We start from the raw sequence: 26,610 nt of genomic DNA on the forward strand, positions 1-26,610 counted from the left end.
GTTACCGGATCACCACCTTGACGACGCCGGTGAGAGCGATCTGAGCGAGAGAGAGGGGGACGAGGAGGGTCCAGGAGAGCTTCTGGAGCTGGTCCTCGCGCAGTCGTGGATAGGTGACGCGGAGCCAGATGACGACGAAGGCGAGGAGGGCGGTCTTCAGCAGGGTCCAGACCCAGCCGAGGCCGTCGGCGCCCCAGGGGCCGTGCCAGCCGCCCAGGAAGAGGACGGTGGTCAGGCCGCACAGGACGACGATGCCGGCGTACTCGGCGAGGAGGAACAGAGCGAAACGGAGGCCGGTGTACTCGGTGTACGCGCCGAAGATGATCTCGGAGTCGGCGACGGGCATGTCGAAGGGAGGCCGTTGGAGTTCGGCGAGGCCGGCGACGAAGAAGACGATCGCACCGACGATCTGCCAGGGCAGCCACCACCACTGGAAGGCGTCGACGATGCCGGGGATCGAGACCGTCCCGGCGGCCATCGCGACGGAGGCGGCGGTGAGGAGCATGGGGAGTTCGTAGGCGAGGAGCTGGGCGGCGGTGCGCAGGCCGCCGAGGAGGGAGAACTTGTTGGCGGAGGCCCAGCCGGCCATGAGTGAGCCGAGGACGCCCACGCCCATCACCGCGAGGACGAAGAACACACCGGCGTCGACGACCTCGCCGACCGCGCCCTCGCCCGGGCCGATGGGGATGGCGAGGAGGACGAGGAGGTACGGCAGGAGCGCTACGGCGGGGGCGAGCTGGAAGACACGGCGGTCCGCGCCCGCGGGGACGACGTCCTCCTTCTGCGCGAACTTCACGCCGTCCGCGATGAGCTGGGCCCAACCGTGGAAGCCGCCGGCGTACATGGGGCCGAGGCGGCCCTGCATATGGGCCATGACCTTGTGCTCGGTCTGACCCACGATCAGGGGGAAGGTGAGGAAGACGACGAAGACGATCAGGAGTCGCAGGGCGACGTCTGGAGCGTCGTTCACTGCGGGCCTCCTCGGGGGGTGTCGTGAGTGCCGTCTGCTGAAGGGTCGGCGGGAGGTCGGTCTTCGGGGGTTCCGTCTTCGGGGGTTCCGTCTTCGGGGGTTCCGCCTTCGGGTGGGTCGGGAGGGCCTTCGTCACGTGGGTCGTCGCCGGACGACTCCGGGCGGTCCGGGGCCGTCCGCTCGCCGAGGGGCTCGGAGTCGTCGAAAGCGGGACGGGCGTGGTGCCACGGAGCGTCCGAGCTACGGGGAGGCCGGGCGCGGCGCGTGACCGCGCCGGGAGCGGGTCCCTCGGCGGGGGCCTCGGCAGCGGCGGCTTCCTCCGTAGCGGCCTCGCCGGTAGGGGCCGTTTCGGAGGCGGACCCATCCGGGGTGGCGGCTCGCTGACTGGCCGATCCCTGCGAGGCACTGCGTGCGCGACGGGGGCCCCGCGACGGTCGAGGAGCCTGTGGTTCGGGCGCGGCCGGCCGGTCGGCGCCGCCGGTCTCGCGGGTGCCGCCGGGCCGGACAGCTCCGGCAGCTCCGGCAGGTCCTTCAGTTCCGTCGGCTTCGGCGGCTTCGGCGGCGGTGGTCCTCGACTCGGCCGGGGGCTCGGCGACGGCGTCCCGCGGGGCTCGCGGGTCGGCAGCCGACTCGGGAGCGGTCTGTGGCTCGGGGGCCGCGTCAGGCGTGGCTCGTGCCGCGGTCACCGCCTCCCCCGCGGTCGCGGTCTCCGGTCGGTTCGCCGGGTCCCGGGGGGCGCGCCGCTCGGTGGCCGGCTCCTGCTGGGGCGGTGTCTCCTGGGTGGGTGCCGGTGTCGGCGGGGTGGTGGTCTGGCTGGCTGAGCCTGCGGAGGCTGAGCGCATGCGCCGTGGCGGGCGCTCGCCGGCCGGTCCGGTGGGGCGCGCCGGGCGTTCGCCTGCGGCGCGGGAGGTTGCCGCGCCGCGGGCCGGGCGGGCGGGGGCCGGGGGGAGCTGGCCCTTGAGGGGGCCCCAGTCGTTGGGGTCGGGGACGCCGGGGGGAAGCATCTGGCGGCGCTTGGGGCCGCCGTGTTCGGACTCGCCGGGTTCCTTGGCGCCGGGCCAGGCCTTGGCGACGCGGGCGGCGAGGACGAAGTCCTTGCGGAGGGGGTGGCCTTCGAAGTTCTCCGGGAGGAGGAGGTGGTCCAGGCCGGGGTGGCCGGTGAAGCGGACGCCGAACATCTCGTGCGTCTCGCGTTCGTGCCAGGCCGCGCCCGCGTAGACGTCGACGGCGGAGGGGAGGGCCGGGGCGTCGTGCGGGACCGTGGTGCGTACGAGGAGGCGGCGGACCGGGGACAGGGCGACGAGGTGGGCGCAGACACGGAAGCCGGTGCCGGGTTCGTCGACGGCGCTGAGCCAGTCGAAGTAGGTGCAGCCGAGGCGGTCGCGGGCGGTCTCCAGGGCGGTGATCCAGGAGGCCGGGGGGACGTCGACGGTGAGGAGGTCGTAGGACTCCTCGGCTGTGGCGTCGGCGCCGAAGACTTCCTCGGCGGGGGCGGGCAGCCAGCCGGGGGCGGTCATCGGGTGTCCCCCTCCGCGGCGGGCGGCCGGACGAGCCCGCTCTGCAGCGCGGCCGTCGACGGGCGGGGGGTGCCGGAGGCGTACCGCTCCCCCAGCGACTCCCGGGCGATCTTCTCCTGGAGCTTGAGGATCCCCTGGAGCAGCGCCTCGGGGCGGGGCGGGCAGCCGGGGACGTAGACGTCCACGGGGATGATCTGGTCGACGCCCTTGGTGACGGAGTAGGAGTCCCAGTAGGGGCCGCCGCAGTTGCTGCAGGCGCCGAAGGAGATGACGTACTTGGGTTCCGGCATCTGCTCGTAGAGGCGCTTGACGGCGGGGGCCATCTTGTCCGTGACCGTGCCGGAGACGACCATCAGGTCGGCCTGGCGCGGGCCGGGCGCGAAGGGGATCACGCCGAGGCGGATGAAGTCGTGGCGGGCCATCGACGCGGCGATGAACTCGATCGCGCAGCAGGCGAGGCCGAAGTTGAACACCCAGAGGGAGTAGCGGCGGCCCCAGTTCAGGACCACCTTCATCGGCTCGGGTGCGAGGCGGGCGAGCGCGCCCAGCCGCTTCGGCTCGGGGAGGAGTACGGGCTCCGAGGGGGTCACGTCCATGCCAGGACGCCCTTCTTGTATGCGTACAGCAGGCCGACGGCGAGGAAGCCGAGGAAGATGAACATCTCCACGAGCGTGGTGGCGCCGTAGCCGGGCGCGGCGAAGACCGTCGCCCAGGGGAAGAGGAAGATCGAGTCGACGGCGAAGATGACGTAGAGGAAGGCGTAGACGTAGTAGCGGACCTGGGTGTGGGCCCAGCCCTCGCCGACGGGGTCGACGCCGCACTCGTACGTCAGGAGTTTCTCGGGGGTGGGGACCACCGGGCGCAGCAGGCGTCCGGCGCCGAAGGCGACGGCGACGAACAGCACGCCGACGGCGGCGAGCAGTCCGACTACCGCGTAGGAGTCGAAGTAGTCCGACGCGACCACGACCGTCGAACCCGTCAGCGTTTCGTGCGACGTCTGCGGCACCGTCCGTCCCTCGCTCCCCGACCTCGGCCTGTTCGACGATCTGTACGCACGGGAGTCTAGGGCCTGATAAAGGCACAGTAAGCAGCCCGTCTCGCCCGGGGCAAAGGGGGTGGGGTTTTCCCCCGGGGGCCCGGGCGGTGAACTCCATGGCGCGGCGGCGTCCCGCTCGGCACGCTGAGCCGTATGACCGTATCCAAGCCCGCCCCCGCGGCGGCGTACAGACCTGCCGTGGCCGTGCCGGTGACCGGCCGGCCCGCTCGGCCCTCCTCCCGGAGGGCGGGTGAGAGCGAGGACCGTCTGCCGCCGCCCCGTTTCGCCTATGACGCGCAGACCTGGAAGGAGATCGCGCATCTCCTGGCGAACCTGCCCATGTCGATCGTGGGGTTCGGCTACGGGTTCACCGCGCTGCTGGTCGGCGCCGTGCTGGCGCTGACGGCGGTGGGGCTGCCGGTGCTCGCTCTCGGCCTGCTGGGCGCGCGGCTGATCGGCCGGTTCGAGCGGGGCCGGGCGCGGATGCTGCTGGGGCTGCGGATCGACGAGCCGAGCCCGCTGCCGCTGCGGCGGTCGGGCAACCCGCTCCAGGGGATGTGGCTGGCGCTGAAGGATCCGGTGGCCTGGCGGACGCTGCTGTACGACGTGATCCGGCTGCCGTGGGGCATCGCCACGTTCACTGTCGTCTTCACGTCGCTGTTCGTGGCGTGGCCGGTGCTGCCGTTCGTGGCCCGGGGGCTGACCAACGTGGACCGGATGCTGGTGCGGGCGCTGCTGTCGCCGTCGGACGGGCTGGAGCGGCGGATCGCCGAACTGGAGTCCGACCGGGGGGTCGTGGTGGACACGGCGGCCGCCGATCTGCGGCGCATCGAGCGGGATCTGCACGACGGGGCGCAGGCGCGGCTCGTCAATCTGGCGATGGGGCTGGGCCTGGCGAAGGAGAAGCTGCTGGAGGATCCCGACGCGGCTACGGCGATGGTCGAGGAGGCGCACGGTGAGGTGAAGCTCGCGCTTCAGGAGCTTCGTGATCTGGCGCGGGGCATTCACCCGGCGGTGCTGACCGACCGGGGGCTGGACGCTGCGTTGTCGTCGGTGGCCTCGCGGTGCACGGTGCCGGTGCAGGTGACGGCCGAGCTGACGTCCCGGCCGGCGCAGGCCATCGAGGGGATCGCCTACTTCACCGTCTCCGAGCTGCTGCAGAACGTCAGCAAGCACAGCGGGGCGCGGTCGGCGTGGGTGCACGTGTGGCGGTCCGAGGACCGGCTGCTCATCCAGGTGCGGGACGACGGCCGCGGCGGCGCCCGGCTCGACGGGGGCACGGGGATGCGGGGGCTGGCGGAGCGGCTGGGGGCCGTGGACGGTCTGTTCGTCGTGGACTCGCCGCCGGGCGGGCCGACGACGGTGACGGCGGAGCTGCCCTGGCGGGACCGGTAGGGGGTACGCGGCCTTGTCGCCGGCCATGGGCGCGGGGTGGGGAAAACCCCCCGTTCAAGAGGCCGACGGACTCCATGGCCGGCGGCGTCGCCGCTCGGGAGGGTGGTGGCGGTGGACGAGACCCGCGGACGGGAAGAGAAGGACGGACGACGCCGATGGCCACACAGTTCGGGGAGTACGGGGCGTACGGGGATTCGGGGTCCGGGGGGCGGTGGCGTCGGGTGCCGTCGGTGCTGCGGGCGCCGGTGGAGGCGCGGCTCTGGCGGGAGTTCGCCTTCGTCCTGCTGAGCCTGCCGATCAGCATCGTCCTGTTCACGTACGCGGTGGTGACGCTGTCGCTGGCCGCGGGGCTGCTGGTGACGTTCCTCGGCGTTCCGGTGCTGGCGGCGGGGCTGGCCGGGTGCCGGGGGTTCGGGACGCTGGAGCGGGCGCGGGCGCGTGCGCTGCTCGGTCTGGAGGTTCCGGCGCCCGAGCCGCTGCGGCCGCGCGGGCGGGGCGCGATGGCCTGGATGGGAGCCGCGCTGAAGAGCGGCGCCGCCTGGCGGCAAGCGCTCTACTCGGTGGTGCACCTGCCCTGGGCGGTCTTCTCCTTCTCCGTGTCGGTGGCCTTCTGGACGTACGGCTGGGCGCTGCTGACGTACCCGCTATGGTTCTGGGTCTTCCCGCTGTACGGCGGGCAGGGCGGGCTCCAGCTGTACGGCGACGAGCAGCACCGGATCTATCTCGACAACCCGTTCGAGATCACGGTGACGGCGCTGGTGGGGCTGATGTTCACGCTGGCCACGCCGTGGATCGTGCGGGCGCTGACCACGGTGGACCGGGTGGTGGTGCGCGGGTTGCTGGGGCGGTCGCGGCTGGTCTCACGGGTGGTGGAGCTGGAGTCCGACCGGGGGGTCGTGGTGGACACCGCCGCCGCCGATCTGCGGCGCATCGAGCGGGATCTGCACGACGGGGCGCAGGCGCGGCTGGTGGCGCTGGCGATGGATCTGGGGCTGGCGAAGGAGAAGCTGCGGGAGGATCCGCGGGCTGCGGCGCCGATGGTGGACGAGGCGCACGGCGAGGTGAAGACGGCGCTGCGGGAGCTGCGGGACCTGGCGCGGGGGATCCACCCGGCGGTACTGACGGACCGGGGGCTGGACGCGGCGCTGTCGGCGGTGGCCTCGCGGTGCACGGTGCCGGTGCGGGTGGAGGTGGATCTGGACGCGCGGCCCGCGGCTGCGATCGAGGGGATCGCGTACTTCACGGTGTCGGAGCTGCTGCAGAACGTCGCCGAGCACAGTGGGGCAAGGGCGGCGTCGGTGGACGTGTGGCGGGTGAAGGACCGGTTGATGTTGCAGGTCGCCGATGACGGGGTGGGCGGGGCGGACGCCTCCGGCGGGTCCGGGCTCGCGGGGTTGGCGGGACGGCTGGACGCGGTGGACGGCGTCCTGGTGGTGGATTCGCCCGCGGGCGGGCCCACCCGGATCACCGCGGAGTTGCCCTGGCGGGCGTAGTCCGCGGGCAACCCGCACGGCCTCGCGGGCAGCCGACTCACCCGCACGGCCGAAACCGCTCAACAACCTCTCGCCGTCCGCGCACGCCGCGACCGTTTGCTGGAATGCTGTACGCGTTCAACCAGACGGGTGGGACGCGGACGTGCGCTGGGGGGCCGGGATCGTGGTGGACAGGGTGCGGGTGGTCATCGCCGAGGACTCCGTGCTGTTGCGGGAGGGGCTGACGCGGCTGCTGACCGACCGCGGGCACGAGGTCGTCGCGGGGGTCGGGGACGGCGAGGCGCTGGTGAAGACCATCACCGAGCTGGACGCGGAGGGCGCGCTGCCCGACGTGGTGGTGGCGGACGTGCGGATGCCGCCGACGCACACCGACGAGGGGGTGCGGGCCGCCGTACGGCTGCGGAAGGCCCATCCGGGGCTCGGGGTGCTGGTGCTGTCGCAGTACGTGGAGGAGAGGTACGCCACCGAACTGTTGGCTGGATCCAGCCATGGTGTCGGCTATCTGCTCAAGGACCGGGTGGCCGAGGTGCGGGAGTTCGTGGACGCGGTGGTGCGGGTGGCCCAGGGGGGCACGGCGCTCGACCCCGAGGTGGTCGCCCAGCTGCTCGGACGCAGCCGGAAGCAGGACGTGCTGGCCTTTCTCACCCCGCGGGAGCGGGAGGTGCTGGGGCTGATGGCCGAGGGGCGGACGAACTCGGCGGTGGCCCGGCGGCTGGTGGTCAGCGACGGCGCGGTGGAGAAGCACGTCAGCAATATCTTCCTGAAGCTGGGGCTGTCGCCCAGCGACGGGGACCATCGGCGCGTACTCGCCGTGCTCACCTATCTCAATTCGTGACAGTCGGGAGAACTCGGGAAATCATGGCAAGTCGGGGCGCCCGGCCGTCTCACGGCGATGTCCGTCATGTGAAAGGCCGAGGGAGGCGACCCCTGCCGACGTAGGGTTGATCCAGGGAGGGCCTTCGGGAAGGCCCGTCCCGGGACAGCCACCCTCGAGGGAGGTCCAGTCAGTGACCAGTCAGGTCAGCAGCCCAGCGGAGCACACCGACGGATCCGTGGTGGGAGAGCAGCGCAAACCGGACGGGGCGAAGGACGTCCGCCGTCTCGACCGGGTGATCATCAGGTTCGCGGGCGACTCCGGTGACGGCATGCAGCTCACCGGCGACCGCTTCACCTCGGAGACGGCGTCGTTCGGCAACGACCTGTCGACGCTGCCGAACTTCCCCGCCGAGATCCGCGCGCCCGCAGGCACCCTTCCTGGCGTGTCCTCGTTCCAGCTGCACTTCGCCGACCACGACATCCTCACTCCGGGCGACGCGCCCAACGTGCTGGTCGCCATGAACCCGGCCGCGCTGAGAGCCAACATCGGCGACGTGCCGAGGGGCGCGGAGATCATCGTCAACACGGACGAGTTCACCAAGCGGGCGATGCAGAAGGTGGGGTACGCGGCTTCGCCGCTGGAGGACGGCTCCCTCGACGGTTACCAGCTCCACCCGGTCCCGCTGACCACTCTGACCGTCGAGGCTCTCAAGGACTTCGACCTCACCCGTAAGGAGGCCGAGCGCAGCAAGAACATGTTCGCGCTCGGCCTCCTGTCGTGGATGTACCACCGGCCGACGGAGGGGACCGAGCGGTTCCTCAGGTCGAAGTTCGCGAAGAAGCCCGACATCGCGGCGGCCAACATCGCCGCGTTCCGCGCCGGCTGGAACTTCGGGGAGACCACCGAGGACTTCGCCGTCAGCTACGAGGTGGCTCCGGCGGCCAGGGCGTTCCCGGTGGGCACGTACCGCAACATCTCGGGGAACCTGGCGCTGGCGTACGGGCTGATCGCGGCCTCCCGCCAGGCCGATCTGCCGCTGTTCCTCGGCTCGTACCCGATCACCCCGGCCTCGGACATCCTGCACGAGCTGAGCCGGCACAAGAACTTCGGCGTGCGGACCTTCCAGGCCGAGGACGAGATCGCCGGCATCGGGGCGGCGCTGGGCGCGGCCTTCGGCGGTTCGCTGGCGGTGACGACCACCTCCGGTCCGGGTGTGGCGCTCAAGAGCGAGACCATCGGGCTGGCCGTGTCGCTGGAGCTGCCGCTGCTGATCGTCGACATCCAGCGGGGCGGCCCGTCCACCGGGCTGCCGACCAAGACCGAGCAGGCCGATCTGCTGCAGGCGATGTTCGGGCGCAACGGCGAGGCGCCGGTGCCGATCGTGGCCCCGAGCACCCCGGCCGACTGCTTCGACGCCGCCCTGGAGGCCGCCCGTATCGCCCTGGTCTACCGCACGCCGGTGATGCTGCTGTCCGACGGCTACCTCGCCAACGGTTCCGAGCCCTGGCGTATCCCGGAGCTGGAGGAGCTGCCCGACCTGAGCGTGCAGTTCGCGCAGGGCCCGAACCACACCCTGGCGGACGGCACGGAAGCCTTCTGGCCGTACAAGCGGGACCCGCAGACCCTCGCCCGGCCGTGGGCGGTGCCGGGGACGCCGGGTCTGGAGCACCGCATCGGCGGCATCGAGAAGGAGGACGGGACGGGGAACATCTCCTACGCCCCGGCCAACCACGATCTGATGGTCCGCACCCGGCAGGCGAAGATCGACGGAATGGACGTCCCCGACGTCGAGGTCGACGACCCGCACGGCGCGCGCACCCTGGTGCTGGGCTGGGGCTCGACGTACGGGCCGATCACCGCGGCGGTACGGCGGCTGCGGGCGGCCGGGGAAGCGGTCGCGCAGGTCCATCTGCGGCATGTGAACCCCTTCCCGGGCAACCTCGGCGCGGTGCTGCGGGCGTACGACAAGGTCGTGATCCCCGAGATGAACCTCGGCCAGCTCGCCACCCTGATCCGGGCGAAGTACCTGGTCGACGCGCATTCGTACACCCAGGTCAACGGCATGCCGTTCAAGGCGGAGCAGCTCGCCGCGGCACTGAAGGAGGCCATCGATGGCTGAGACGACCGGTTCCTCCGCGGGGCGCGCCGCCGCACGCACGGGCGGTGGCGTCGAGGCGCTCTCGCTCGTCCCCAAGGCCGAGGCCCGGCAGTCCATGAAGGACTTCAAGTCGGACCAGGAAGTGCGCTGGTGCCCGGGCTGCGGTGACTACGCGATCCTGGCGGCCGTCCAGGGCTTCATGCCGGAACTGGGGCTGGCCAGGGAGAACATCGTCTTCGTGTCGGGCATCGGCTGCTCCTCCCGGTTCCCGTACTACATGAACACCTACGGCATGCACTCCATCCACGGCCGTGCGCCGGCGATCGCGACGGGGCTCGCCGCCTCCCGGCAGGACCTGAGCGTGTGGGTGGTGACGGGCGACGGGGACGCGCTGTCCATCGGCGGCAACCACCTCATCCACGCCCTGCGGCGCAACGTCAACCTGAAGATCCTGCTGTTCAACAACCGGATCTACGGGCTCACCAAGGGCCAGTACTCGCCCACCTCCGAGGTCGGCAAGATCACCAAGTCGACGCCGATGGGCTCGCTGGACGCGCCGTTCAACCCGGTGTCGCTGGCCCTCGGGGCCGAGGCGTCGTTCGTGGCCCGGACCGTCGACTCCGACCGCAGGCATCTGACGGAGGTGCTGCGCCAGGCCGCCGCCCACCCGGGCACGGCGCTGATCGAGATCTACCAGAACTGCAACATCTTCAACGACGGCGCGTTCGAGGCGCTCAAGGACAAGCAGTCGGCCGAGGAGACGGTGATCCGGCTGGAGCACGGGCGGCCGATCCGCTTCGGCGGCGACCTGGGCAAGGGCGTCGTGCGGGACGCGGCGACCGGCGATCTGAAGGTGGTGACGGTGACGGAGGAGAACGAGTCCGACGTCCTGGTCCACGACGCGCACGCGGCGTCCCCCACCAACGCCTTCGCCCTGTCGCGGCTGGCCGACCCGGACACCCTGCACCAGACGCCGATCGGCGTGTTCCGCGCGGTGGAGCGGCCGGTGTACGACACGCAGATGGCGGACCAGCTGGACGCGGCGATCGACCAGCACGGCAAGGGCGATCTGGCGGCGCTGCTGGCCGGCGGGGACACCTGGACGGTCGTCGGCTGAGGTTCGCTGCGAGAGCGACGGTTTCACGAGGCCCGGGAGCGTTCCTCCCGGGCCTCGTCGTAGGCGCGGCGGGCCTGCTCCACGTCGGCCATGCGCTCGGTGGTCCAGGTCGCCAGCGCCTTGACCTGCGCGGCGGCCTCGCGCCCCATCGCGGTGAGCGAGTAGTCGACGCGCGGCGGGATCACCGGCTTGGCGTCACGGTGGACGAGGCCGTCGCGCTCCAGGGTCTGCAGGGTCTGGGTGAGCATCTTCTCGCTGACCCGGCCGATCGCGCGGCGCAGTTCGCTGAAGCGGTACGGGCGCTCCAGCAGCTCCATCAGCACCAGGACGCCCCAGCGGCTGGTGACGTGCTCCAGGACGAGGCGGTAGGGGCACAGCTCCGCGCCGTGGTCGTACCGCGTACCGCCCGCTCCGCTCACTTCACTTACTGCCATGCCAGTACCTTACTTCAAAGTGGGTACTTTCCAAGAGTTAGCGCACGACCTAGGGTTAGTGGCAGTTCCGCTTCTCCGCCCCTCACCTCTGGGAGTACTCACCATGAGCATCGTCGTCACCGGCGCCACCGGACACCTCGGCCGTCACGTCGTGGAGCAGCTGCTGGAGAAGGTCCCGGCGGAGCAGATCACCGCCGTCGTACGCAGCGAGGCCAAGGCCGCCGACTTCGCGGCGCGCGGGGTGAAGCTCGCGATCGCCGACTACAACACGCCCGAGACCTTCGACGGCCTGTTCGCCGCCGGGGACAAGGTGCTGCTGATCTCGGGCAACGAGTTCGACAAGGGCCGCCCGCAGCAGCACCAGGTCGTCATCGACGCCGCGAAGGCGGCCGGTGTGGCGCTGCTCGCCTACACCAGCGCGCCGGGCAGCCTCACCGCCGCCCTCGCCGACGACCACCGCGCCACCGAGAAGGCGCTGACCGCATCCGGCGTGCCGTACGCGCTGCTGCGCAACGGCTGGTACCACGAGAACTACACCGAGCAGCTCGCCCCGGTGCTGGAGCACAGCGCGGTCGTCGCGGCCGCCGGCGAGGGCCGGGTCTCCTCCGCCGCCCGCGCCGACTACGCAGCCGCCGCGGCTGCCGTCCTGACCGGCGAGGGCCACGAGGGCAAGACCTACGAGCTGGGCGGCGACGAGGCGTGGAGCTTCGCCGAGTACGCGGCCGAGCTGAGCCGGCAGACCGGCAAGGAGATCGTCTACAAGGACGTCCCGACGGAGGCTCTCGTCGGCATCCTGACCGGCGCCGGGCTGCCCGGGCCGTTCGCCGAGATCCTCGCGGGCGTGGACGCGTCGATCGCGAAGGGCGAGCTGGTCGTCTCCTCCGGCGACCTGTCCCGGCTGGCGGGCCGTCCGACCACGCCCCTGTCGGAGGCGATCACGGCCGCGCTCAAGGGCTGACCACCCCGCGCAGACCCTGGACGGACCGGGCACCCCTGGCTGTCATGACCGTATGGCGATACGGGCATGACAGCCAGAGGTGCTCGGCGTTACCTTCGTCCACGCACGGCCGCACGGCTGCGCGCCCGAAGTGAGAGGAGGGCCCGGTGGCCGGGACGTCGAAGGGTGAGGGCCGGATAGGCCTGCTGAACGGCTTCGCCGCCTACGGGATGTGGGGCCTGGTCCCGCTCTTCTGGCCGCTGCTCAAACCGGCCGGCGCGGTGGAGATCCTCGCCCACCGCATGGTGTGGTCCCTCGCCTTCGTCGTCGTCGCACTGGTCGTCGTACGGCGCTGGGCCTGGGCGGGCGAACTGCTGCGCCAGCCCCGGCGGCTCGGGCTCGTCGCGATCGCCGCGGCCGTGATCACCGTGAACTGGGGCGTCTACATCTGGTCCGTGAACAGCGGGCACGTGGTCGAGGCGTCCCTCGGGTACTTCATCAACCCGCTGGTCACCATCGCCATGGGCGTGCTGCTGCTGAAGGAGCGGCTGCGGCCGGTGCAGTGGGCCGCGGTCGGCGTGGGAGCGGCGGCCGTGGTGGTGCTGACCGTGGGCTACGGCCGTCCGCCGTGGATCTCGCTGTGCCTCGCGTTCTCCTTCGCCGTCTACGGGCTCGTGAAGAAGAAGGTCAACCTCGGCGGGGTGGAGTCGCTCGCCGCCGAGACCGCGATCCAGTTCCTGCCCGCGCTCGGCTACCTGCTGTGGCTGTCCGCCGACGGCGGCTCCACCTTCGCCGACGAGGGCCTCGGCCACTCCGCCCTGCTCGCCGCCACCGGCATCGTGACCGCCCTGCCGCTGGTCTGCTTCGGCGCGGCGGCGATCAGGGTGCCGCTGTCCACGCTGGGTCTGCTGCAGTACCTCGCGCCGGTCTTCCAGTTCCTGCTCGGCATCCTGTACTTCCACGAGGCCATGCCGCCGGAGCGCTGGGCGGGCTTCGCGCTGGTCTGGCTGGCGCTGACGCTGCTGACGTGGGACGCGCTCAGGACGGCGCGGCGGGCGCGGGCGAGGATCGCGCGCTCCTCGGCGGGCGCCGGGGACGTCACCGCGGCGCCGCTCGCCGAGGCCAGGCCGGCCGGCGTGACGGCGGCGGCCCGGGCCGAGGGGGCGACGCCCGACATGGCGGCTCCCGAGCTCGCGGCTCACGACGCGCTGCCCGACCCCCTCGACGCACAGGCGTGACCCGACCCCTCAGGGTCCTTGCGTGCCTGGTGCGCGCGCACCTTCCCGCGGTTTGCCGCAGTGTTCCGTCCCGCACCAGCGGCGGCGGCCCGGGCCGGCGGTGTCGACGAAGAGCAGGTGGCAGCCGTCGGCGCCGCAGGCCCGGATGCGGTCGGCGCGGGGGCCGGTGAAGAGGCCGATCGCGTCGCGGGCGGCCGTGGGGGCGGGCGGCGGTCGGACGAAGAGCGCGTCGCGCGTCCGGCGCGCGTCGGCCGGCTCCGGCGTGGAGACGACCGGTTCCAGCCCTTCCGGGAGCCGGCCGCGGGCGGCCCGGGCCCCGAGGTCGGCGGGCTCGTGCAGCATCTCCAGCGGGCGAACGCGGCCGCCTGAGGTGCGGTTCCGGGCAGAGTGCGCCCGGGGCGCAGCGGTAGGGCCTATAAGTGGTCACATGAGCGAGACACACGAGGCCGCCCCCGCCCCCCTGCACTTCAAGCTCGTCATCGACTGCGCCGACCCGCAGGACCAGGCCGACTTCTGGGCCGCCGCGCTGCACTACACAACCGAGGACAACAGCGCGTTGATCGAACGGCTGCTGGCGGCCGGCGCGCTGCCGGGCGAGGCGACGGTGGAGTTCCACGGGAGGCTCGCCTTCCGGGACCTGGTCGCCGTACGGCATCCGCAGGACCCGTTCGACGCGGACAGCGGGACGGGGCTGGGCCGGCGGCTGCTGTTCCAGCGGGTGCCGGAGGCGAAGACGGCCAAGAACAGGCTCCACCTCGACGTGCACGCCGGTCCGGAGCGGCGGGACGCGGAGGTCGAGCGGCTGACCGCGCTGGGGGCGAGCGTGCTGCGGGAGGTGAAGGAGCCGTCCGGCCAGTGGGTCGTGATGGCGGACCCGGAGGGGAACGAGTTCTGCGTGCAGTGAGGAGGGGCGCACCCCATCGGACTTAACTCCCTTTCCCCCAGGCACTCTTGACGGACAGTTGGCCAGAGCTTCACCATCCAGGCACCCCATTCACCGGGGGTTCTCCGTGACCTGTCGCGGGGACCCCTCTGGAATTCGGAGCCCCCCACATGAAGCTCTCCGTTTCCGGGCGGGCGTCGGCGGCCGCCGTCGTCGCCGCCGTCACGCTCGTCGCCACCGGATCCATAGCCGGCGCGGCGCCCGCCCCCGAAGCCGTCACCCACGGCTCCACCGCCCTCGCCGCCGCGCCCGACATCCCGGTGGCCGACGTCAAGGCGCACCTCACCCAGCTCCAGTCCATCGCAACCGCCAACGGCGGCAACCGCGCCCACGGGCGCGCCGGTTACAAGGCCTCGCTCGACTACGTGAAGGCCAAGCTGGACGCCGCCGGATTCACCACGACCGTCCAGCAGTTCACCTCGTCCGGCCGCACCGGCTACAACCTGATCGCCGACTGGCCCGGCGGCGACACGGGCAAGGTCGTGATGGCCGGCTCGCACCTCGACAGCGTCACCTCGGGCGCCGGCATCAACGACAACGGCACCGGCTCGGCGGCCGTCCTGGAAGCCGCGCTGACCGTCGCCCGCACCGACTACCGGCCCACGAAGCACCTGCGGTTCGCCTGGTGGGGCGCGGAGGAGCTGGGACTGGTCGGCTCGCGGTACTACGTCAACAGCCTGTCCGCCGCGAACCGCGCGAAGATCAGCGGCTACCTCAACTTCGACATGATCGGCTCGCCGAACCCCGGGTACTTCGTCTACGACGACGACCCGGCCATCGAGAAGACCTTCAAGGACTACTTCACCGGCATCGGCGTCCCGACCGAGATCGAGACCGAGGGCGACGGCCGCTCCGACCACGCGCCCTTCAAGAGCGCGGGCGTCCCGGTCGGCGGCCTCTTCACCGGGGCCGGCCGCACCAAGACGACGGCACAGGCGACCAAGTGGGGCGGCACGGCGGGCCAGGCGTTCGACCGCTGCTACCACTCCTCCTGCGACACCACCGCCAACGTCAACGACACGGCGCTGAACCGCAACGCGGACGCGCTGGCGTACGCGGTGTGGACGCTGTCGGCGTAAGCCGAACCGCCCTTCCCGCCGAGCCGGTCCGGCTCAGCCGGGCTGAGCGGCGCCCGCCTTGCGGGCCCGCTCGGCCAGGCGCAGCATCCGGGCGCGAGCCGACTCCAGCTCCTCGACGTCGCCGGCCGCCGGTCCCTCCTCGGTCGTCAACTCCGACCACAGCGTGAGGAGTTCACTCCCGAGGTGGAGGCCCTGGAAGGGGTCGCGCACGGCACGCCAGGCCGTCGCCGCGCTCTGGACGTTGCCGTACGCGGCCTCCGCGTCCCGGCTGCGGCGGTGGATCCGGGCCAGGTCGAGGGAGACATGGAAGGAGCGGAGCGGATCGCCTGCCAAGTAGGCGATGTAGGCCGTGAGTTCACGGAGCCGCAGCACCTCGGGGTGCTCCGGCCCCAGGGTCGCGGAGGCCTCGACCACGGTCCGCTCGGCGAGCGCAGCGGCCGCGTCCGTCCGGCCCGACCGCACCGCCTCGTTGATCCGCGCCATCGGCTCCCCGAGGAAGGCGGGGCCACCGCCCGCGCCCGGAAGGGTGCGGGGGTCCTCCCCCAGGACGGCTTCGGCCACGGCGTCGAAGCCGCGGGCGGGCGCCGGCTTGGGGCCGGGGTCCGGGTCGGCCTCGGGGTCGGACTCCGGGATGAGCGGCCGGGGGCGGGCGGGCTCGGGGGTGACCCGGAAGGCCGACGCGTCGGCGGCCGGCGCCGGAGCGGGGACCCGGCCGGACGGTTCCACCGGGGCGTGCTCTTCGGGGAGCTCTCGGGGGCGCGCGACGGGCCCCGGGGCGGCCTCCGCGCGCGGGGCGGGTGTCCGGCGCTGCGCTTCCATCTCCGGGGGCGGCCCGAAGGCGCCGGTCGGGGCGGTGACCGCGCCGGGAACGGGCGGGGCCGCGTCCCGCTGCTCCGGGACGCCCCTGGGGGCGCGGGACTGCGCGGGCACCGGCGCCGTCCCGTAGGGCGTGGCCGTCGGCGACTCGCCGGCGGGCGGGGCGACCCGTAGGGGCTGCCCGGTGAAGTGACTGGAGCCGTTCGGCTCGACGCGCAGCGGGACGACGTAGCCGATGCGCTCGTCGTGGACCGTGGCGGCGACGGGACGCCCGCCGGCGAGGGCGATGCGGTGGAGGTGGCGCAGTACCGCCTGCTGCGGTTCCTCGCCGTCTCCCGGCACGACGGGGACGCCGCCGATCGTCGCCGGGCCGCCCACGGGGACGTGCACGTCGAGCGGTGCCGCCGCGCCGGCCGGCCGACCGGCGTGTTCCTGATCCCGCTTCTTCTCGCGGCTGAGTCGAGACATCGTTTCCTCACTCGGACTCGTCACCCGTGCACGTACGTCGTGCTCATAACCCGTGCACGCACGCGTACACGTACCGTCGAGTCTCTCCGCTCGCCCACGGTCCCCACGTCACCGCGACGTCACAGCATCGTTGCAAGGGACTCCGGCAGGGCGGCGGGCACGGAAAGGGGGCGGGGAGATGAGGGGAAGTCCCGGTGGGGGGAACAGACGTTCTGGGGAGGAGTCGGGCGCAGTCCCGGGCGGGCGGCCCGTGATCCCGCCGGTCGCCGGGTTGACCGCAGGGCCCGCGACCGCCCTCGATCCGGCCCCTCCGTCCGCCGTGGAGATCGCCGCCGCCGTGCGGGAGGGGCGGGTGCGGGCCGTCGACGTGGCGGCCGGGGCACTGGAGCGCATCCGGCTCGTCGACCCGTCGCTTGGGGCGTTCCTCGAAGTGTGGGAGGACGCGGCGCACGCCCGGGCGCGGGAGGTCGATGCGCGGGTCGCCGGGGGTGAGCCGCTGCCGCTGGCCGGGGTGCCGGTCGGGGTGAAGGGGCGGCACGGGACGCGCGCGGCGGGGGCGCTGGTCGACGCGGGGTGCGTGCCGGTGGGGGCGACCGCCGTGCCCGGGCCCGGAACGCCCTGGCGGACGTGGGGCCTCGGGGCGCACGGCCGTACCGTCAACCCGTGGCGCGCCGACCGTACGCCGGGCGGCTCCTCGGCCGGTGCCGCCGCGGCGGTCGCGGCCGGCCTGGTGCCGCTGGCGACGGGCGGCGACGGGGCCGGCTCGGTGCGGATCCCGGCGGCCTGGTGCGGGATCGTCGGCCTGAAGCCCACGAACGGACGTCTCCCTTCCGCCGACCGGACCGGCCTGGCCGCACCGGGGGTGCTCGCCCGCCACGCGGCGGACGCGGAGGCCTGGTGGAGAGTGATGAGCGCATCGCCCGGCCGACCGGGCGACCGGGCCGCCGACGTCCACGCACCCTCCCCCGGCAGGCCCTTCAGGGCCGTCTTCTCCCCCGATCTCGGCTTCGCCGACACCGACCCGGGGGTGGCGGCTGTCGCACGGGGCGCCGTGGAACGCCTCGTAGCCGCCGGCGTCGTACGGCTGCTACCGGGGGCGCCCCTGCGGCTGGACGATCCCGCGCCCGCCTGGCTCGCGCTGCGCGGAATCGGTGACCCGGACGCCGTCGCGCCCGCCCGGAGCGTCAACGACCGGCGGCTGGCCCGCCTCTTCGACCGCGCCGACCTCCTGCTGACCCCCGCCACCCCCGATCCCCCCCACGGCCACGAAGGACCCGGGGACCGCTACTCGACAGCGCTGACCTGGGCGTTCAACCTCAGCGGCCACCCCGCGATCAGCATCCCGGCGGGCCTCGGCGAGGACGGCTGCCCGGTGGGCCTCCAGGCGGTGGCGGCGCACGGGCGGGAGGCGTCCTTGCTCGCCGTGGCGAGAGCCGCGGAGGAAGAAGCCCCCTGGCGCAGGTAGTTGCATGCACATATGATGCACGTGCAGCTAGTCGGGGCGTGCCTGCCGTGCGCCCTCTTCCACGACGACCACCTGGGGACACTCATGAGCACGCGCCGTTTCCTGTTCGTGCTGGGCAGCGCCCGCGACGAGGGCAACACCGAACTGCTCGCCCGCCGGGCCGCCGAACAACTGCCCGCCGACGTCGAGCAGGAGTGGATCAGCCTCGTCGAGCATCCGCTGCCCGACTTCGAGGATCTGCGCCACGACAGCGACTACGTCCGTCCCACCGAGGGCAGCGCCGCCCTGCTGCTCGACGCCACGCTCGCGGCGACGGATCTCGTGATCGCCTCGCCGCTGTACTGGTACACGCTCTCCGCCCAGACCAAGCGCTATCTCGACCACTGGTCGGGCTGGCTGCGCACCCCCGGAGTCGACTTCAAGGCGACCCTCGCAGGGCGCACCCTGTGGGGCGTGTCGGCGCTCGCCCACGAGGAGACGGTCGTCGCCGATCCGCTGGTCGGCGCGCTGCAGAACTCGGCCGCGTACCTGGGGATGCGCTTCGGCGGGGTGCTGTTCGGCAACGGCAGCAAGCCCGGGGACGTCCTCGGGGACACGGAGGCGCTGGCGCGCGCGAAGACGTTCTTCGCGCAGGAGGCGCCGCTCGCGCGCTACCCGTACGAGAGCTGACGGCGACGGGGCTACGTCGTGATGTCCTTCGTCGTGAACCGCGCCCAGGCCGCCGTGCCGAAGACCGCCGCGTACACGGCCTGGAGCCCGAGGTTCTTGCGCAGTTCCTCCCAGTAGACCGGGTCGCGCATCAGGTCGGCGAAGGACAGCCAGTAGTGGGAGAACAGATACGGGTGGACGGCGTGCAGCTGCGGGATCTGGTCGAGGATCTGGACGGTGATCAGCAGCCCGACGGTCGTCGCCATCGCGGCGATGCCGCTGTTGGTGAGCGTGGACACGAACAGCCCGAGCGCCGCCACCCCGAGCAGTGACGCGGCGACGGCGAGGGCGATCAGCAGGGCTCTGAACAGGCCGTCGGCGAAGCTGATGCGGGTGCCGGAGATGGTGGTCAGCTCGCCGAGCGGGAACAGCAGCGTGCCGACGGCGAGCGCCGACACGGCCACGACGAGGGTGGCGAGCAGGCAGAAGGCCATGGTGGTGGCGTACTTGGCGAGGAGGAGGCGGGTGCGGCCGGCGGGGGCGACCAGGAGGTAGCGCAGGGTGCCCGCGTTGGCCTCGCCGGCGATCGCGTCGCCCGCGATGACGCCGACGGCCATCGGCAGGAAGAAGGGGAGCGTCGCCGCCAGCGCCGTGAACACCAGGAACAGTCCGTTGTTGGTGATCTGCGCGACGAACGCCGGCCCTTCGCCGCCACCGCCTCCCCCACCGCCCCCTCCCGAGCCGTCGCCGGTCTCCATCTTCACGGCGATGCCCACGAGCACCGGCACCGCGGCCAGCACGCCCAGCAGGGCGAGGGTGCGCCAGCGGCGCAGGGTGGTGACGAACTCGCTGCGGAAGAGGCCGAACGTCCACAGCGCACGGGTCGGTCGGGCGACCGCGCTCCCTGGGCCCGGTGCGAGATCAGCCCGCGACATCGAATCCCTCTCCCGTGAGTGCCACGAACGCGTCCTCCAGGGAAGCGCGTTCCACGCCGAAGCCGCGGACGCGGACGCCCGCGTTCACCAACGCGGCGTTGAGATCGGCCGGTTCGAGCTCCGCGGGCTCACCCGTGACCCGGTCCTCGGCGACGACGACGTCTCCGACGCCCTGTTCCTTCAGCACCCGGGCCGCGTCCGCCGGGTCGGGGGTGGTGACGACGAGCCGCCCACGCGCGCGTGCCGCCAGGTCCGCGACCGGGCCCTGGACGAGGAGGCGTCCACGGGCCATCACGGCCGCGTGCGTGCACACCTGCTCGATCTCGTCGAGGAGGTGGGAGGAGAGGAAGACGGTGGTGCCGTCGGCGGCGAGTTCCCGGACGAGGACCCGGATCTCGCGCATGCCCTGCGGGTCGAGCCCGTTGGTCGGCTCGTCCAGGACGAGCAGCCGGCGGGGCTGGAGCAGAGCGGCTGCCAAGCCCAGCCGCTGCTTCATGCCGAGCGAGTACGCCTTGGCCTTCTTTCCGGCGGCCGCGGTCAGCCCCACCCGCTCCAGGGCCTCGGCGACCCGGTCGCGCCGGGTGCGGGGGTCGGCGGTCGGGTCGGCGGCGTCGTAGCGCAGCAGGTTGTCCCGGCCGGACAGGTGGCCGTAGAGGGCGGGGCCCTCGATGAGGGCCCCGACGTGCGGCAGGACGGCGCGGGAGGCGCGCGGCATGGGCCGCCCGAGCACCCGCGCCGTGCCGGAGGTGGGCTCGATCAGGCCCATCAGCATGCGGATCGTGGTGGTCTTGCCGGAACCGTTCGGCCCGAGGAAGCCGAAGACGCTGCCCGCCGGGACGGTCAGATCGAGACCGTCCACGGCGAGCTGGCCGCCGCGGTAGCGCTTGGTGAGGCCGCGGGTGCTGATGACTGCGTCGGCGGCGTCCGCTCGTAGGCGACCGGTCGCGGGCGTCGCCTGCGCCGCCGTGCCGTCCGCGACCTCGTCCATCGGCTCCCCCGATCGTCGGTTCACGTCAGCGTACTCAGGCCGTTCTCACGGCCGGCTGCTCACCGCACGGCTTCTCACCGCCGGCTTCTCACCGTCCGGCGTCCGCCGCCTTGACGAGGGCGTCCTTGGTGACGGCCCCGACGTAGACCTTGCCGTCGTCCGTGACGAGGGCGTTGATCAGCCGGGTGGAGAAGACGGTGCCGGAGCCGAACTTTCCGGTGACCTTGTCGCCGAAGGAGTCCAGGAAGCCGCCGAAGGCGCCCGCCTCCGGGGTCTTGCCGGAGGGCACGCCCTCGCCGCCGGTGTCGAAGGTGGCGATCGAGGTCCAGCCCTCGCCGAGGACGTTCAGGCCGTCGAGGTCCCGGCCGAGCCCCTCTTCGGGAGCCTTGCCCGGCAGGCCGGGCCTCCCGCCCTCGTGCCCGGGGGCCTTGCCCGGCTGCCCGGGAGCCTTGTCCTCGAGTCCGGCCGGGCCGTCCTCGTCGCCCTCGCTGACCTTCGCGCCCTTCGGCGGGGTGAAGTCGAAGGTGGAGGGAGCGGGCTTGGCGAACGTCACCTGGGTGAAGCCGACGTCCACGACGGCGGCGCCGCCCGCGGCGGGGGTGAGCGTGAACTTCAGCGGCAGCCCCGTCTTCGCGTCCACGGCCACGCTGATCGCGCCGACGGTCGAGCCGGACTGCTTCGGCTTCACGAGCAGCTTGTAGGCGTCCCGGCCGGCGACCCGCACGGTGCCGTCCACGGTCACGGAGGTGGTGTCGTCGACGGCCTTCAGGGCCTCGTCGGCGAAGTCCTTGGGCGTGGCGGGAGCCGCCTCGTGACCGTCGCGGCCCTCCTCGGCGGTGGAGTGGTAGACCTGGTTGGAGGCGCTGTCGTACCCCCACACGTCCTTGCCGTTGTGGATGACGCTGTACTCGGCGGCGTTCTCCAGCAGCGACAGCTTCTGCCGGTCGGGGCCGTCGGCGGCGACCCTCAGGGTGTGCGTGCCGGCGGCGAGTTCGGTGAGCTTGGCGGACGGGTCGGCGGACGACTCGTCACCCTTCTTGCCCGCGGCGCCCGAGAGCAGCCCGCTCTCCAGTCCGCCCAGGTCGGGCAGGCCGAGGTCGGTGGTGATCTTCACGGTGCCGGACAGCTGCTGGACGTCCGAGGCGGCGATCTTCTGGATGAGCTGCTGGGCGGTGATCTTCGGCAGGTCGGGGTCGCCCGAGTCGGCGAGCGCCGGGACGAGCCCGATCGTCGCCGCCGCGACGCCCACCACGGTGACCGGGACGACGTACCGCACGGCCTTGCGTCGTCCGACGGGCAGGTCGTCGGCCTCCCCGGCGTGCGTGCGGTCGTCGGATGCGAACGGTGCCATGTGTGCCTTACCTCCGTCGTCGGCGGCGGCTGGTCATCTCGGGTGCGACGGTCCCCACCACAAGCCGCCATTCTCACCCGAATCGGTGAGCGGTGGTGATTTCCGTGGTTTCCATATGACCAAACAACCCGCCTCGATACGTCAACCCGAGGGCGCAACTACGCGTACGCCTGCGGTATGACACGGGGGTTGAGCGGGTGGGGGTACCCGTAGGGGGCGGAGGGGGATCTGACGGGGTGAAGGGATTCCCAGGGGGCCGCTCAGGGGCGAAGGGATTCCCAGGGGGGCGCTCAGGGGTGAAGGGATTCCCAGGGGGGTCGCTCAGGGGGTGGAGGCGCGTGCCCTCGAGTGGCGGGGCGTCACCCCGCCCGGTGCACCACCGCGTCGCACAGCTCCAGCAGCGCCCGCTTCGCCTCGCACTCCCGCAGCGGCGCCAGCGCGGCCCGCGCCTCCTTGGCGTACCGCACGGTGTCCGCGCGGGCCTGCTCCAGCGCCGGGTGGGCCCGGAGGGCGGCCAGCGCCTCCGCGTGCCGCGCGTCGTCGCTGAGGTCGGAGTCGAGCAGTTCGCAGAGCGCGATGTCCTCCGGCAGCGACAGCCGCTCCGCGCGCTCCCGCAGCCGCAGCACCGGCAGCGTGGGGATGCCCTCCCGCAGGTCCGTCCCGGGCGTCTTGCCCGACTCGTGCGAGTCCGAGGCGATGTCCAGGACGTCGTCCGCGAGCTGGAAGGCGACCCCGAGCCGCTCCCCGTACTGGGTGAGCACGTCGACGACCGTCTCGTCGGCGCCGGACATCATCGCGCCGAAGCGGCACGCCACCGCGACCAGGGAGCCGGTCTTGCCGCCCAGCACGTCGAGGTAGTGCTCGACCGGGTCCCGGCCGTCCGTCGGACCGGCCGTCTCCAGGATCTGGCCGGTGACCAGCCGTTCGAACGCCTCCGCCTGCACCCGGACCGCCTCGGGCCCGAGGTCGGCGAGGATGTGGGAGGCGCGGGCGAAGAGGAAGTCGCCGGTGAGCACCGCGACCGAGTTGCCCCACCGCGTGTTCGCGCTGGACACCCCGCGCCGCACCTCGGCCTCGTCCATCACGTCGTCGTGGTACAGCGTGGCCAGGTGGGTCAGCTCGACGACCACGGCGGACGGCACGATGCCCGGCGCGTGCCGGTCCCCGAACTGCGCCGACAGCATCACCAGCAGGGGCCGGAACCGCTTCCCGCCCGCCTTCACCAGATGCTGCGCGGCCTCGGTGATGAAGGGGACCGCACTCTTGGTGGCCTCGAACAGGCCTTCCTCGACAGCCGCCAATCCGGCCTGGACATCGGCTTCCAGAGCCTGGTCCCGCACGCTCAGCCCAAACGGCCCGACGACGGTCACGAGGGGTCTCCTGTCTGCTGGTGTCCGCTGGCGCTCACACGGTTTGTCGATAGGTCGCCGACCTCACTCAAGTCAGCGTATCCGGTCATGTTTCGATCACCGATAAGCCCCCACGTCCCCCGGCCCCACGTCGCCCGACCGGGAGGTGCCGCGTCCGGCCCGCGAAGCGCCGGTACCCCGGAAACTCCCCTCCACCCCGCCGACCGACGACGACCCCCGATGTGCCGAATCTCACGACGCCCGCCAAATAAATCGGAACCTGGGCACTAAATCAGACATTCCGCTCCGTTAATTCCATCGGATTCCGCTCACGCCCTTTTAAAAGCGACTTGGAACCCGATGTCCGATTTAGTCGGTCTTGTCATCGCGGGTGAGTTGGCTCACTTCACCGCCGGAGGCGCGGGAATCCGCCAGCCCCTGGATCCCCCACCGCGTCACGCGAGTTGACGCTTGCCGAATGCAAAGGATCAAGCGCCCCATAAACACCAGACCAAGGTCAATAGGGGTTTTCCGTGATTCCGACACTTGTTTCGGACATGTGCTCTCGCATACGTTCCCGGCCAGCCGGACAGACGCCTCATCCTGCCGCCGTCCGGCGACTTCCATCGACGAACCACTCGCGCACGGCAGGAGCGGGGGACTCAGGCAGAACGCCGGACCGGAGTACGTCACGCACGTGCCGGGCCGGCTCGGGGTGAAGTCGTGTCGCCGTGCCCCACGGCGCCGACCGGGCAGCTCTCGCCCGAACCCGACAGCTCACCCCGCAGGCGCCGGAGAGGAACGTCCCCATGTCCGCTGCCGCTCAGCACCGCCGCCGCTTCATCCGCGCCATCGCCGTCGCCTGCGCCGGCGTCGCCGCGCTCGCCCTCCCCGTCGCCGGAGCGAGCACCGCCTCGGCCGCCACCACCGCCGCCCCCGAGACCACGCTCGCCGGCTACCCCAACAACCTGGACGGGTGGATCCGCCAGTCGCTCGCCATCATGGCCGAGAAGAAGATCCCGGGCACCTACCACGGCATCTACCGCAACATCATCCGCGAGTCCTCGGGCAACCCGAACGCCATCAACCTGTGGGACTCCAACGCGGCGAAGGGCACCCCGTCCAAGGGGCTGCTCCAGGTCATCGACCCGACCTTCGCCGCGTACCACGTCGCCGGCACCGCGTACGACCCCTACGACCCGGTCGCCAACATCACCGCCGCCTGCAACTACGCGGCGGCCCGGTACGGCTCCATCGACAACGTCTTCGGCGCGTACTAGACGTACCCGTAGGACCCGGAGACCCGCAGTACCCGGGGCTCCGTAGACACGTAGGACCCGTAGACACGTAGGACCCGTAGCCCCGTAGGACCCGTAGCCCCGCAGGGTCCGTGCGTCTAGGGGAAGAGTCGTTCGAGGACGACGGCCACGCCGTCGTCCTCGTTCGACGCCGTCACCTCGTCGGCCACCGCCTTGAGCTCGGGGTGGGCGTTCGCCATCGCCACGCCGCGCGCCGCCCAGTCGAACATGGGGATGTCGTTGGGCATGTCGCCGAAGGCGAGCGTGTCCTGAGGCCGCAGACCGAGGTGCTCGGCGGCCAGGGCGAGTCCCGTCGCCTTGGTGACGCCGGACGGCTGGAGTTCCACCGTGCCCGGCCCCGACATGGTGACGGTGGCGAGCGAACCCACCACCGAGCGGGCCGTCGCCGCCAACTCGTCGTCGGACAGGGTGGGATGGCGCAGCAGCACCTTGCTGATCGGCTCGCACCACAGGTCCTCGCGCGAGTCGACCCGCAGGGCCGGCAGGGTCGGGTGCGGCATCCGGTAGCCCGGCTCGATGAGGGTCAGCCCGTCGACGCCGTTCTGGTCGACCGCCGCGTACACCTGGCCGACCTCGGCCTCGATCTTGCCCAGGGCCACCTCGGCCAGCTCCCGGTCCAGGGTGACCGACCACAGCAGGCGGTCCGCCGCGATGTCGTACACCTGCGCGCCCTGTCCGCACACCGCGAGCCCCCTGCTCCGCAGGATCCTCAGCAGCGGCCGCACCCGTGGTGCCGGGCGGCCGGTCACCACGAGGTGACGGGCGCCGGCGGCCGCGACCCGTGCGAGCGCGTCGAGCGACCGGTCGGAGAACGTGTCGTCGTCGCGGAGCAGCGTTCCGTCCAGGTCGGTGGCGATGAGGGTGTACGCGGAGCGCGCGGCATATGCGTGAGGTGCGGCCATGACCAGAGAATACGGATCCCGGACACCCTCAACTCACCGCCGATTCAACCGTTCCGCAGGGAGGGAAAGGGCGGTTCTGCACCGGTTGGCAACAACATGGTCCGCTACCTACCGCTCGCACCGTCTGGAGGGGTACCGTCCACAGTGTCCGGGGGGACTTGATCGGGGGGTCAGGTTGAACAGTGGACGTATCCGTGTGCTGGAGCCGGAGGATCTCGGCGAGGGGGAACGGGAGCGGTGGCGCGCGCTGCGCGCGGCGTCGACCGCTCCACGCAACCCCTTCATGGAACCCGAGTTCGCCGACGCAGTGGGGCGCGTGCGCCCGCGCACGCGTGTGGCGGTGGTGTACGAGGGGCGCGAACCGGTCGGCTTCCTGCCCCACGAGCGGGGCCCGCTGGGACGGGGGCAGGCCCTCGCGTACGGCGTCTGCGACGCGCAGGGGGCCGTACTGAGCCCGGGGCTCCGGCTGGACGCGGCCGAACTGATGCGCGCCTGCTCCCTGTCGAGCTTCGCCTTCGACAACCTGGAGGCGGAGCAGGGCCTGTTCACGCGGTACGCGGCGGCCGAGTACGCCTCCTACGTCATCGACGTGGAGAAGGGGTACGAGACCTACGAGTCCGTCCTGCGCGCACAGTCGCCGAAGTTCCTGAGGACGACGCTCGCCAAGGAGCGCAGGCTCGGCCGGCAGGCCGGACCGCTGCGGTTCGTGTTCGACGAGCGGGATCCCGCCGCGCTGCGCACGCTCATGGCGTGGAAGTCCGCCCAGTACCGGCGCACCGGGCGCCGGGACCGGTTCGCCCAGCAGTGGATCACCCGGCTCGTGCACCGGCTCGCGACCGAGACGCGCGCCCCTGACTGCTCCGGCGCGCTGTCCGTCCTCTATGCCGGCGGGCGGCCCGTCGCCGCCCACTTCGGGCTGCGGTCGACGACCGTCCTGGCCTGCTGGTTCCCCGCCTACGACCCGGCGTTCGCGAAGTACTCGCCGGGTCTGGTGCTGCATCTGCGGATGGCGGAGGCGGCCGCCGCCGAAGGCATCGGCCTGCTGGATCTGGGGCGCGGCGCGGCCGAGTACAAGGACTCGCTGAGAACGGGCGAGCTGCCCGTGTACGAGGGGGCGTGGACGCGGCCGTGGGCGGGCGCCGCACTGCACTGGCTCAGCCGGGAGCCGTCCCGCCGCGCCCACCACTTCGTCCGCAGCCGGCCGAGGCTGGCCTCGGCGGCGAACCGGGCGCTGAGGAGCGCGGGCCGGATCCGGGGGAGGTGAGGGCGGTTGACGGGGAGGAGCCTGCGGTTCG

25 protein-coding genes and 1 riboswitch are annotated in these 26,610 nt (G+C 72.4%); of the genes, 13 read left to right on the forward strand and 12 right to left on the reverse strand.

The annotated features are described in order from the left end of the window. Position 1: 1 nt before the first annotated feature. Genes ACFYXA_RS20710 through ACFYXA_RS20725 form a run of 4 tightly spaced genes read right to left on the reverse strand, consistent with a single transcriptional unit; the run spans position 2 to position 3,493 of the window. On the reverse strand, positions 2-970 hold the full coding sequence (locus ACFYXA_RS20710; RefSeq protein WP_389034713.1) for an NADH-quinone oxidoreductase subunit H: 969 nt from the start codon (positions 968-970) through the stop codon (positions 2-4). Beyond that, complete coding sequence (locus ACFYXA_RS20715) at positions 967-2,487, reverse strand: NADH-quinone oxidoreductase subunit C (RefSeq protein WP_389034716.1); 1,521 nt, start codon at positions 2,485-2,487, stop codon at positions 967-969. The genes ACFYXA_RS20710 and ACFYXA_RS20715 overlap by 4 nt, the downstream gene beginning before the upstream one ends. After that, positions 2,484-3,083, reverse strand: a complete 600-nt coding sequence (locus tag ACFYXA_RS20720) for an NADH-quinone oxidoreductase subunit B (protein ID WP_389034720.1) — start codon at positions 3,081-3,083, stop codon at positions 2,484-2,486. The genes ACFYXA_RS20715 and ACFYXA_RS20720 overlap by 4 nt, the downstream gene beginning before the upstream one ends. Beyond that, positions 3,074-3,493: an NADH-quinone oxidoreductase subunit A gene (locus tag ACFYXA_RS20725; protein WP_130440974.1), complete on the reverse strand. Its 420-nt coding sequence runs from the start codon at positions 3,491-3,493 to the stop codon at positions 3,074-3,076. Before ACFYXA_RS20725 ends, ACFYXA_RS20720 begins: the two co-directional genes overlap by 10 nt. 183 nt (positions 3,494-3,676) lie before the next feature. On the opposite strand from ACFYXA_RS20725, the gene ACFYXA_RS20730 reads away from it, so the two are divergent. The 5 genes from ACFYXA_RS20730 to ACFYXA_RS20750 all read left to right on the forward strand — a co-directional run bounded on the left by ACFYXA_RS20730 (position 3,677) and on the right by ACFYXA_RS20750 (position 10,443). Further along, positions 3,677-4,918, forward strand: coding sequence for a sensor domain-containing protein (locus ACFYXA_RS20730; RefSeq protein WP_352245266.1), 1,242 nt, complete (start codon positions 3,677-3,679; stop codon positions 4,916-4,918). Positions 4,919-5,073: 155 nt separating this feature from the next. After that, a complete protein-coding gene (locus ACFYXA_RS20735; RefSeq protein WP_389034727.1) occupies positions 5,074-6,411 on the forward strand; it encodes a sensor histidine kinase in 1,338 nt (445 codons plus the stop codon). 175 nt (positions 6,412-6,586) lie between these two features. Next, positions 6,587-7,246 carry a response regulator gene (locus ACFYXA_RS20740; RefSeq protein WP_389035101.1) on the forward strand — a complete coding sequence of 220 codons (660 nt, stop codon included), beginning with the start codon at positions 6,587-6,589 and terminating at the stop codon, positions 7,244-7,246. Between the two features lie 172 nt (positions 7,247-7,418). Beyond that, entirely contained in the window at positions 7,419-9,347 is a 1,929-nt protein-coding gene (locus ACFYXA_RS20745; protein WP_389034730.1) for a 2-oxoacid:acceptor oxidoreductase subunit alpha, read from the forward strand. Beyond that, a complete protein-coding gene (locus tag ACFYXA_RS20750; RefSeq protein WP_356678782.1) occupies positions 9,340-10,443 on the forward strand; it encodes a 2-oxoacid:ferredoxin oxidoreductase subunit beta in 1,104 nt (367 codons plus the stop codon). Before ACFYXA_RS20745 ends, ACFYXA_RS20750 begins: the two co-directional genes overlap by 8 nt. 23 nt (positions 10,444-10,466) lie before the next feature. On the opposite strand, the gene ACFYXA_RS20755 is transcribed toward ACFYXA_RS20750, so the two are convergent. Beyond that, on the reverse strand, positions 10,467-10,877 hold the full coding sequence (locus ACFYXA_RS20755) for a winged helix-turn-helix transcriptional regulator (protein WP_389034735.1): 411 nt from the start codon (positions 10,875-10,877) through the stop codon (positions 10,467-10,469). Positions 10,878-10,980: 103 nt separating this feature from the next. Between ACFYXA_RS20755 and ACFYXA_RS20760 the strand changes: the two genes are divergently transcribed. Next, entirely contained in the window at positions 10,981-11,835 is an 855-nt protein-coding gene (locus ACFYXA_RS20760) for an SDR family oxidoreductase (RefSeq protein WP_389034739.1), read from the forward strand. 146 nt (positions 11,836-11,981) lie between these two features. Further along, positions 11,982-13,052, forward strand: coding sequence for an EamA family transporter RarD (gene rarD / locus ACFYXA_RS20765; RefSeq protein WP_389034743.1), 1,071 nt, complete (start codon positions 11,982-11,984; stop codon positions 13,050-13,052). A gap of 9 nt (positions 13,053-13,061) precedes the next feature. Here the strand turns inward: rarD and ACFYXA_RS20770 are convergent, their stop codons facing one another. After that, on the reverse strand, positions 13,062-13,394 hold the full coding sequence (locus tag ACFYXA_RS20770) for a CGNR zinc finger domain-containing protein (protein ID WP_389034746.1): 333 nt from the start codon (positions 13,392-13,394) through the stop codon (positions 13,062-13,064). An 85-nt stretch (positions 13,395-13,479) separates the two neighbouring features. Here ACFYXA_RS20770 and ACFYXA_RS20775 point away from each other — a divergent pair, with 85 nt between their 5' ends. Continuing rightward, on the forward strand, positions 13,480-13,956 hold the full coding sequence (locus tag ACFYXA_RS20775) for a VOC family protein (RefSeq protein ID WP_389034749.1): 477 nt from the start codon (positions 13,480-13,482) through the stop codon (positions 13,954-13,956). A gap of 149 nt (positions 13,957-14,105) precedes the next feature. Beyond that, complete coding sequence (locus tag ACFYXA_RS20780) at positions 14,106-15,074, forward strand: M28 family metallopeptidase (protein ID WP_389034752.1); 969 nt, start codon at positions 14,106-14,108, stop codon at positions 15,072-15,074. Positions 15,075-15,107: 33 nt separating this feature from the next. Here the strand turns inward: ACFYXA_RS20780 and ACFYXA_RS20785 are convergent, their stop codons facing one another. Further along, entirely contained in the window at positions 15,108-16,358 is a 1,251-nt protein-coding gene (locus ACFYXA_RS20785) for a tetratricopeptide repeat protein (protein WP_389034755.1), read from the reverse strand. 271 nt (positions 16,359-16,629) lie between these two features. On the opposite strand from ACFYXA_RS20785, the gene ACFYXA_RS20790 reads away from it, so the two are divergent. Both ACFYXA_RS20790 and ACFYXA_RS20795 read left to right on the forward strand, forming a co-directional pair. After that, positions 16,630-17,823 carry an amidase gene (locus tag ACFYXA_RS20790; RefSeq protein ID WP_389034758.1) on the forward strand — a complete coding sequence of 398 codons (1,194 nt, stop codon included), beginning with the start codon at positions 16,630-16,632 and terminating at the stop codon, positions 17,821-17,823. Between the two features lie 84 nt (positions 17,824-17,907). Further along, positions 17,908-18,492 carry an NAD(P)H-dependent oxidoreductase gene (locus ACFYXA_RS20795; protein ID WP_352245255.1) on the forward strand — a complete coding sequence of 195 codons (585 nt, stop codon included), beginning with the start codon at positions 17,908-17,910 and terminating at the stop codon, positions 18,490-18,492. An 11-nt stretch (positions 18,493-18,503) separates the two neighbouring features. Here ACFYXA_RS20795 and ACFYXA_RS20800 read toward each other — a convergent pair whose 3' ends face one another. From ACFYXA_RS20800 to ACFYXA_RS20815, 4 genes are all read right to left on the reverse strand, one after another. Next, positions 18,504-19,406: an ABC transporter permease gene (locus ACFYXA_RS20800; RefSeq protein WP_389034763.1), complete on the reverse strand. Its 903-nt coding sequence runs from the start codon at positions 19,404-19,406 to the stop codon at positions 18,504-18,506. Beyond that, on the reverse strand, positions 19,393-20,394 hold the full coding sequence (locus ACFYXA_RS20805; RefSeq protein ID WP_389035104.1) for an ABC transporter ATP-binding protein: 1,002 nt from the start codon (positions 20,392-20,394) through the stop codon (positions 19,393-19,395). The genes ACFYXA_RS20800 and ACFYXA_RS20805 overlap by 14 nt, the downstream gene beginning before the upstream one ends. An 88-nt stretch (positions 20,395-20,482) precedes the next feature. Further along, positions 20,483-21,745 (reverse strand): outer membrane lipoprotein carrier protein LolA, encoded by a 1,263-nt coding sequence (locus ACFYXA_RS20810; protein ID WP_389034767.1) that lies wholly within the window; start codon positions 21,743-21,745, stop codon positions 20,483-20,485. Positions 21,746-22,104: 359 nt separating this feature from the next. Beyond that, positions 22,105-23,115, reverse strand: coding sequence for a polyprenyl synthetase family protein (locus ACFYXA_RS20815; RefSeq protein ID WP_352245251.1), 1,011 nt, complete (start codon positions 23,113-23,115; stop codon positions 22,105-22,107). Positions 23,116-23,756: 641 nt separating this feature from the next. Further along, positions 23,757-23,900: riboswitch (cyclic di-AMP (ydaO/yuaA leader) on the forward strand. Positions 23,901-23,903: 3 nt separating this feature from the next. On the opposite strand from ACFYXA_RS20815, the gene ACFYXA_RS20820 reads away from it, so the two are divergent. Continuing rightward, on the forward strand, positions 23,904-24,374 hold the full coding sequence (locus ACFYXA_RS20820) for a transglycosylase SLT domain-containing protein (RefSeq protein ID WP_389034771.1): 471 nt from the start codon (positions 23,904-23,906) through the stop codon (positions 24,372-24,374). Between the two features lie 116 nt (positions 24,375-24,490). Here the strand turns inward: ACFYXA_RS20820 and ACFYXA_RS20825 are convergent, their stop codons facing one another. Next, positions 24,491-25,315, reverse strand: a complete 825-nt coding sequence (locus tag ACFYXA_RS20825; protein ID WP_389034775.1) for an HAD family hydrolase — start codon at positions 25,313-25,315, stop codon at positions 24,491-24,493. A gap of 175 nt (positions 25,316-25,490) precedes the next feature. Between ACFYXA_RS20825 and ACFYXA_RS20830 the strand changes: the two genes are divergently transcribed. Further along, positions 25,491-26,579: a GNAT family N-acetyltransferase gene (locus tag ACFYXA_RS20830; RefSeq protein WP_389034779.1), complete on the forward strand. Its 1,089-nt coding sequence runs from the start codon at positions 25,491-25,493 to the stop codon at positions 26,577-26,579. Positions 26,580-26,610 lie beyond the last annotated feature (31 nt).

Origin of the sequence: Streptomyces sp. NPDC002566, from assembly GCF_042889585.1 — a bacterium.
Classification (GTDB): domain Bacteria; phylum Actinomycetota; class Actinomycetes; order Streptomycetales; family Streptomycetaceae; genus Streptomyces.

What these genes read in the sequence shown, in the direction of transcription:
- ACFYXA_RS20715 (WP_389034716.1), bottom strand. Translation starts at nt 2,487, where the DNA reads ATGACCGCCCCCGGCTGGCTGCCCGCCCCCGCCGAGGAAGTCTTCGGC.
- ACFYXA_RS20720 (WP_389034720.1), bottom strand. Translation starts at nt 3,083, where the DNA reads ATGGACGTGACCCCCTCGGAGCCCGTACTCCTCCCCGAGCCGAAGCGG.
- ACFYXA_RS20730 (WP_352245266.1), top strand. Translation starts at nt 3,677, where the DNA reads ATGACCGTATCCAAGCCCGCCCCCGCGGCGGCGTACAGACCTGCCGTG.
- ACFYXA_RS20735 (WP_389034727.1), top strand. Translation starts at nt 5,074, where the DNA reads ATGGCCACACAGTTCGGGGAGTACGGGGCGTACGGGGATTCGGGGTCC.
- ACFYXA_RS20750 (WP_356678782.1), top strand. Translation starts at nt 9,340, where the DNA reads ATGGCTGAGACGACCGGTTCCTCCGCGGGGCGCGCCGCCGCACGCACG.
- ACFYXA_RS20755 (WP_389034735.1), bottom strand. Translation starts at nt 10,877, where the DNA reads ATGGCAGTAAGTGAAGTGAGCGGAGCGGGCGGTACGCGGTACGACCAC.
- ACFYXA_RS20760 (WP_389034739.1), top strand. Translation starts at nt 10,981, where the DNA reads ATGAGCATCGTCGTCACCGGCGCCACCGGACACCTCGGCCGTCACGTC.
- ACFYXA_RS20770 (WP_389034746.1), bottom strand. Translation starts at nt 13,394, where the DNA reads ATGCTGCACGAGCCCGCCGACCTCGGGGCCCGGGCCGCCCGCGGCCGG.
- ACFYXA_RS20775 (WP_389034749.1), top strand. Translation starts at nt 13,480, where the DNA reads ATGAGCGAGACACACGAGGCCGCCCCCGCCCCCCTGCACTTCAAGCTC.
- ACFYXA_RS20780 (WP_389034752.1), top strand. Translation starts at nt 14,106, where the DNA reads ATGAAGCTCTCCGTTTCCGGGCGGGCGTCGGCGGCCGCCGTCGTCGCC.
- ACFYXA_RS20785 (WP_389034755.1), bottom strand. Translation starts at nt 16,358, where the DNA reads ATGTCTCGACTCAGCCGCGAGAAGAAGCGGGATCAGGAACACGCCGGT.
- ACFYXA_RS20795 (WP_352245255.1), top strand. Translation starts at nt 17,908, where the DNA reads ATGAGCACGCGCCGTTTCCTGTTCGTGCTGGGCAGCGCCCGCGACGAG.
- ACFYXA_RS20800 (WP_389034763.1), bottom strand. Translation starts at nt 19,406, where the DNA reads ATGTCGCGGGCTGATCTCGCACCGGGCCCAGGGAGCGCGGTCGCCCGA.
- ACFYXA_RS20805 (WP_389035104.1), bottom strand. Translation starts at nt 20,394, where the DNA reads ATGGACGAGGTCGCGGACGGCACGGCGGCGCAGGCGACGCCCGCGACC.
- ACFYXA_RS20810 (WP_389034767.1), bottom strand. Translation starts at nt 21,745, where the DNA reads ATGGCACCGTTCGCATCCGACGACCGCACGCACGCCGGGGAGGCCGAC.
- ACFYXA_RS20820 (WP_389034771.1), top strand. Translation starts at nt 23,904, where the DNA reads ATGTCCGCTGCCGCTCAGCACCGCCGCCGCTTCATCCGCGCCATCGCC.
- ACFYXA_RS20825 (WP_389034775.1), bottom strand. Translation starts at nt 25,315, where the DNA reads ATGGCCGCACCTCACGCATATGCCGCGCGCTCCGCGTACACCCTCATC.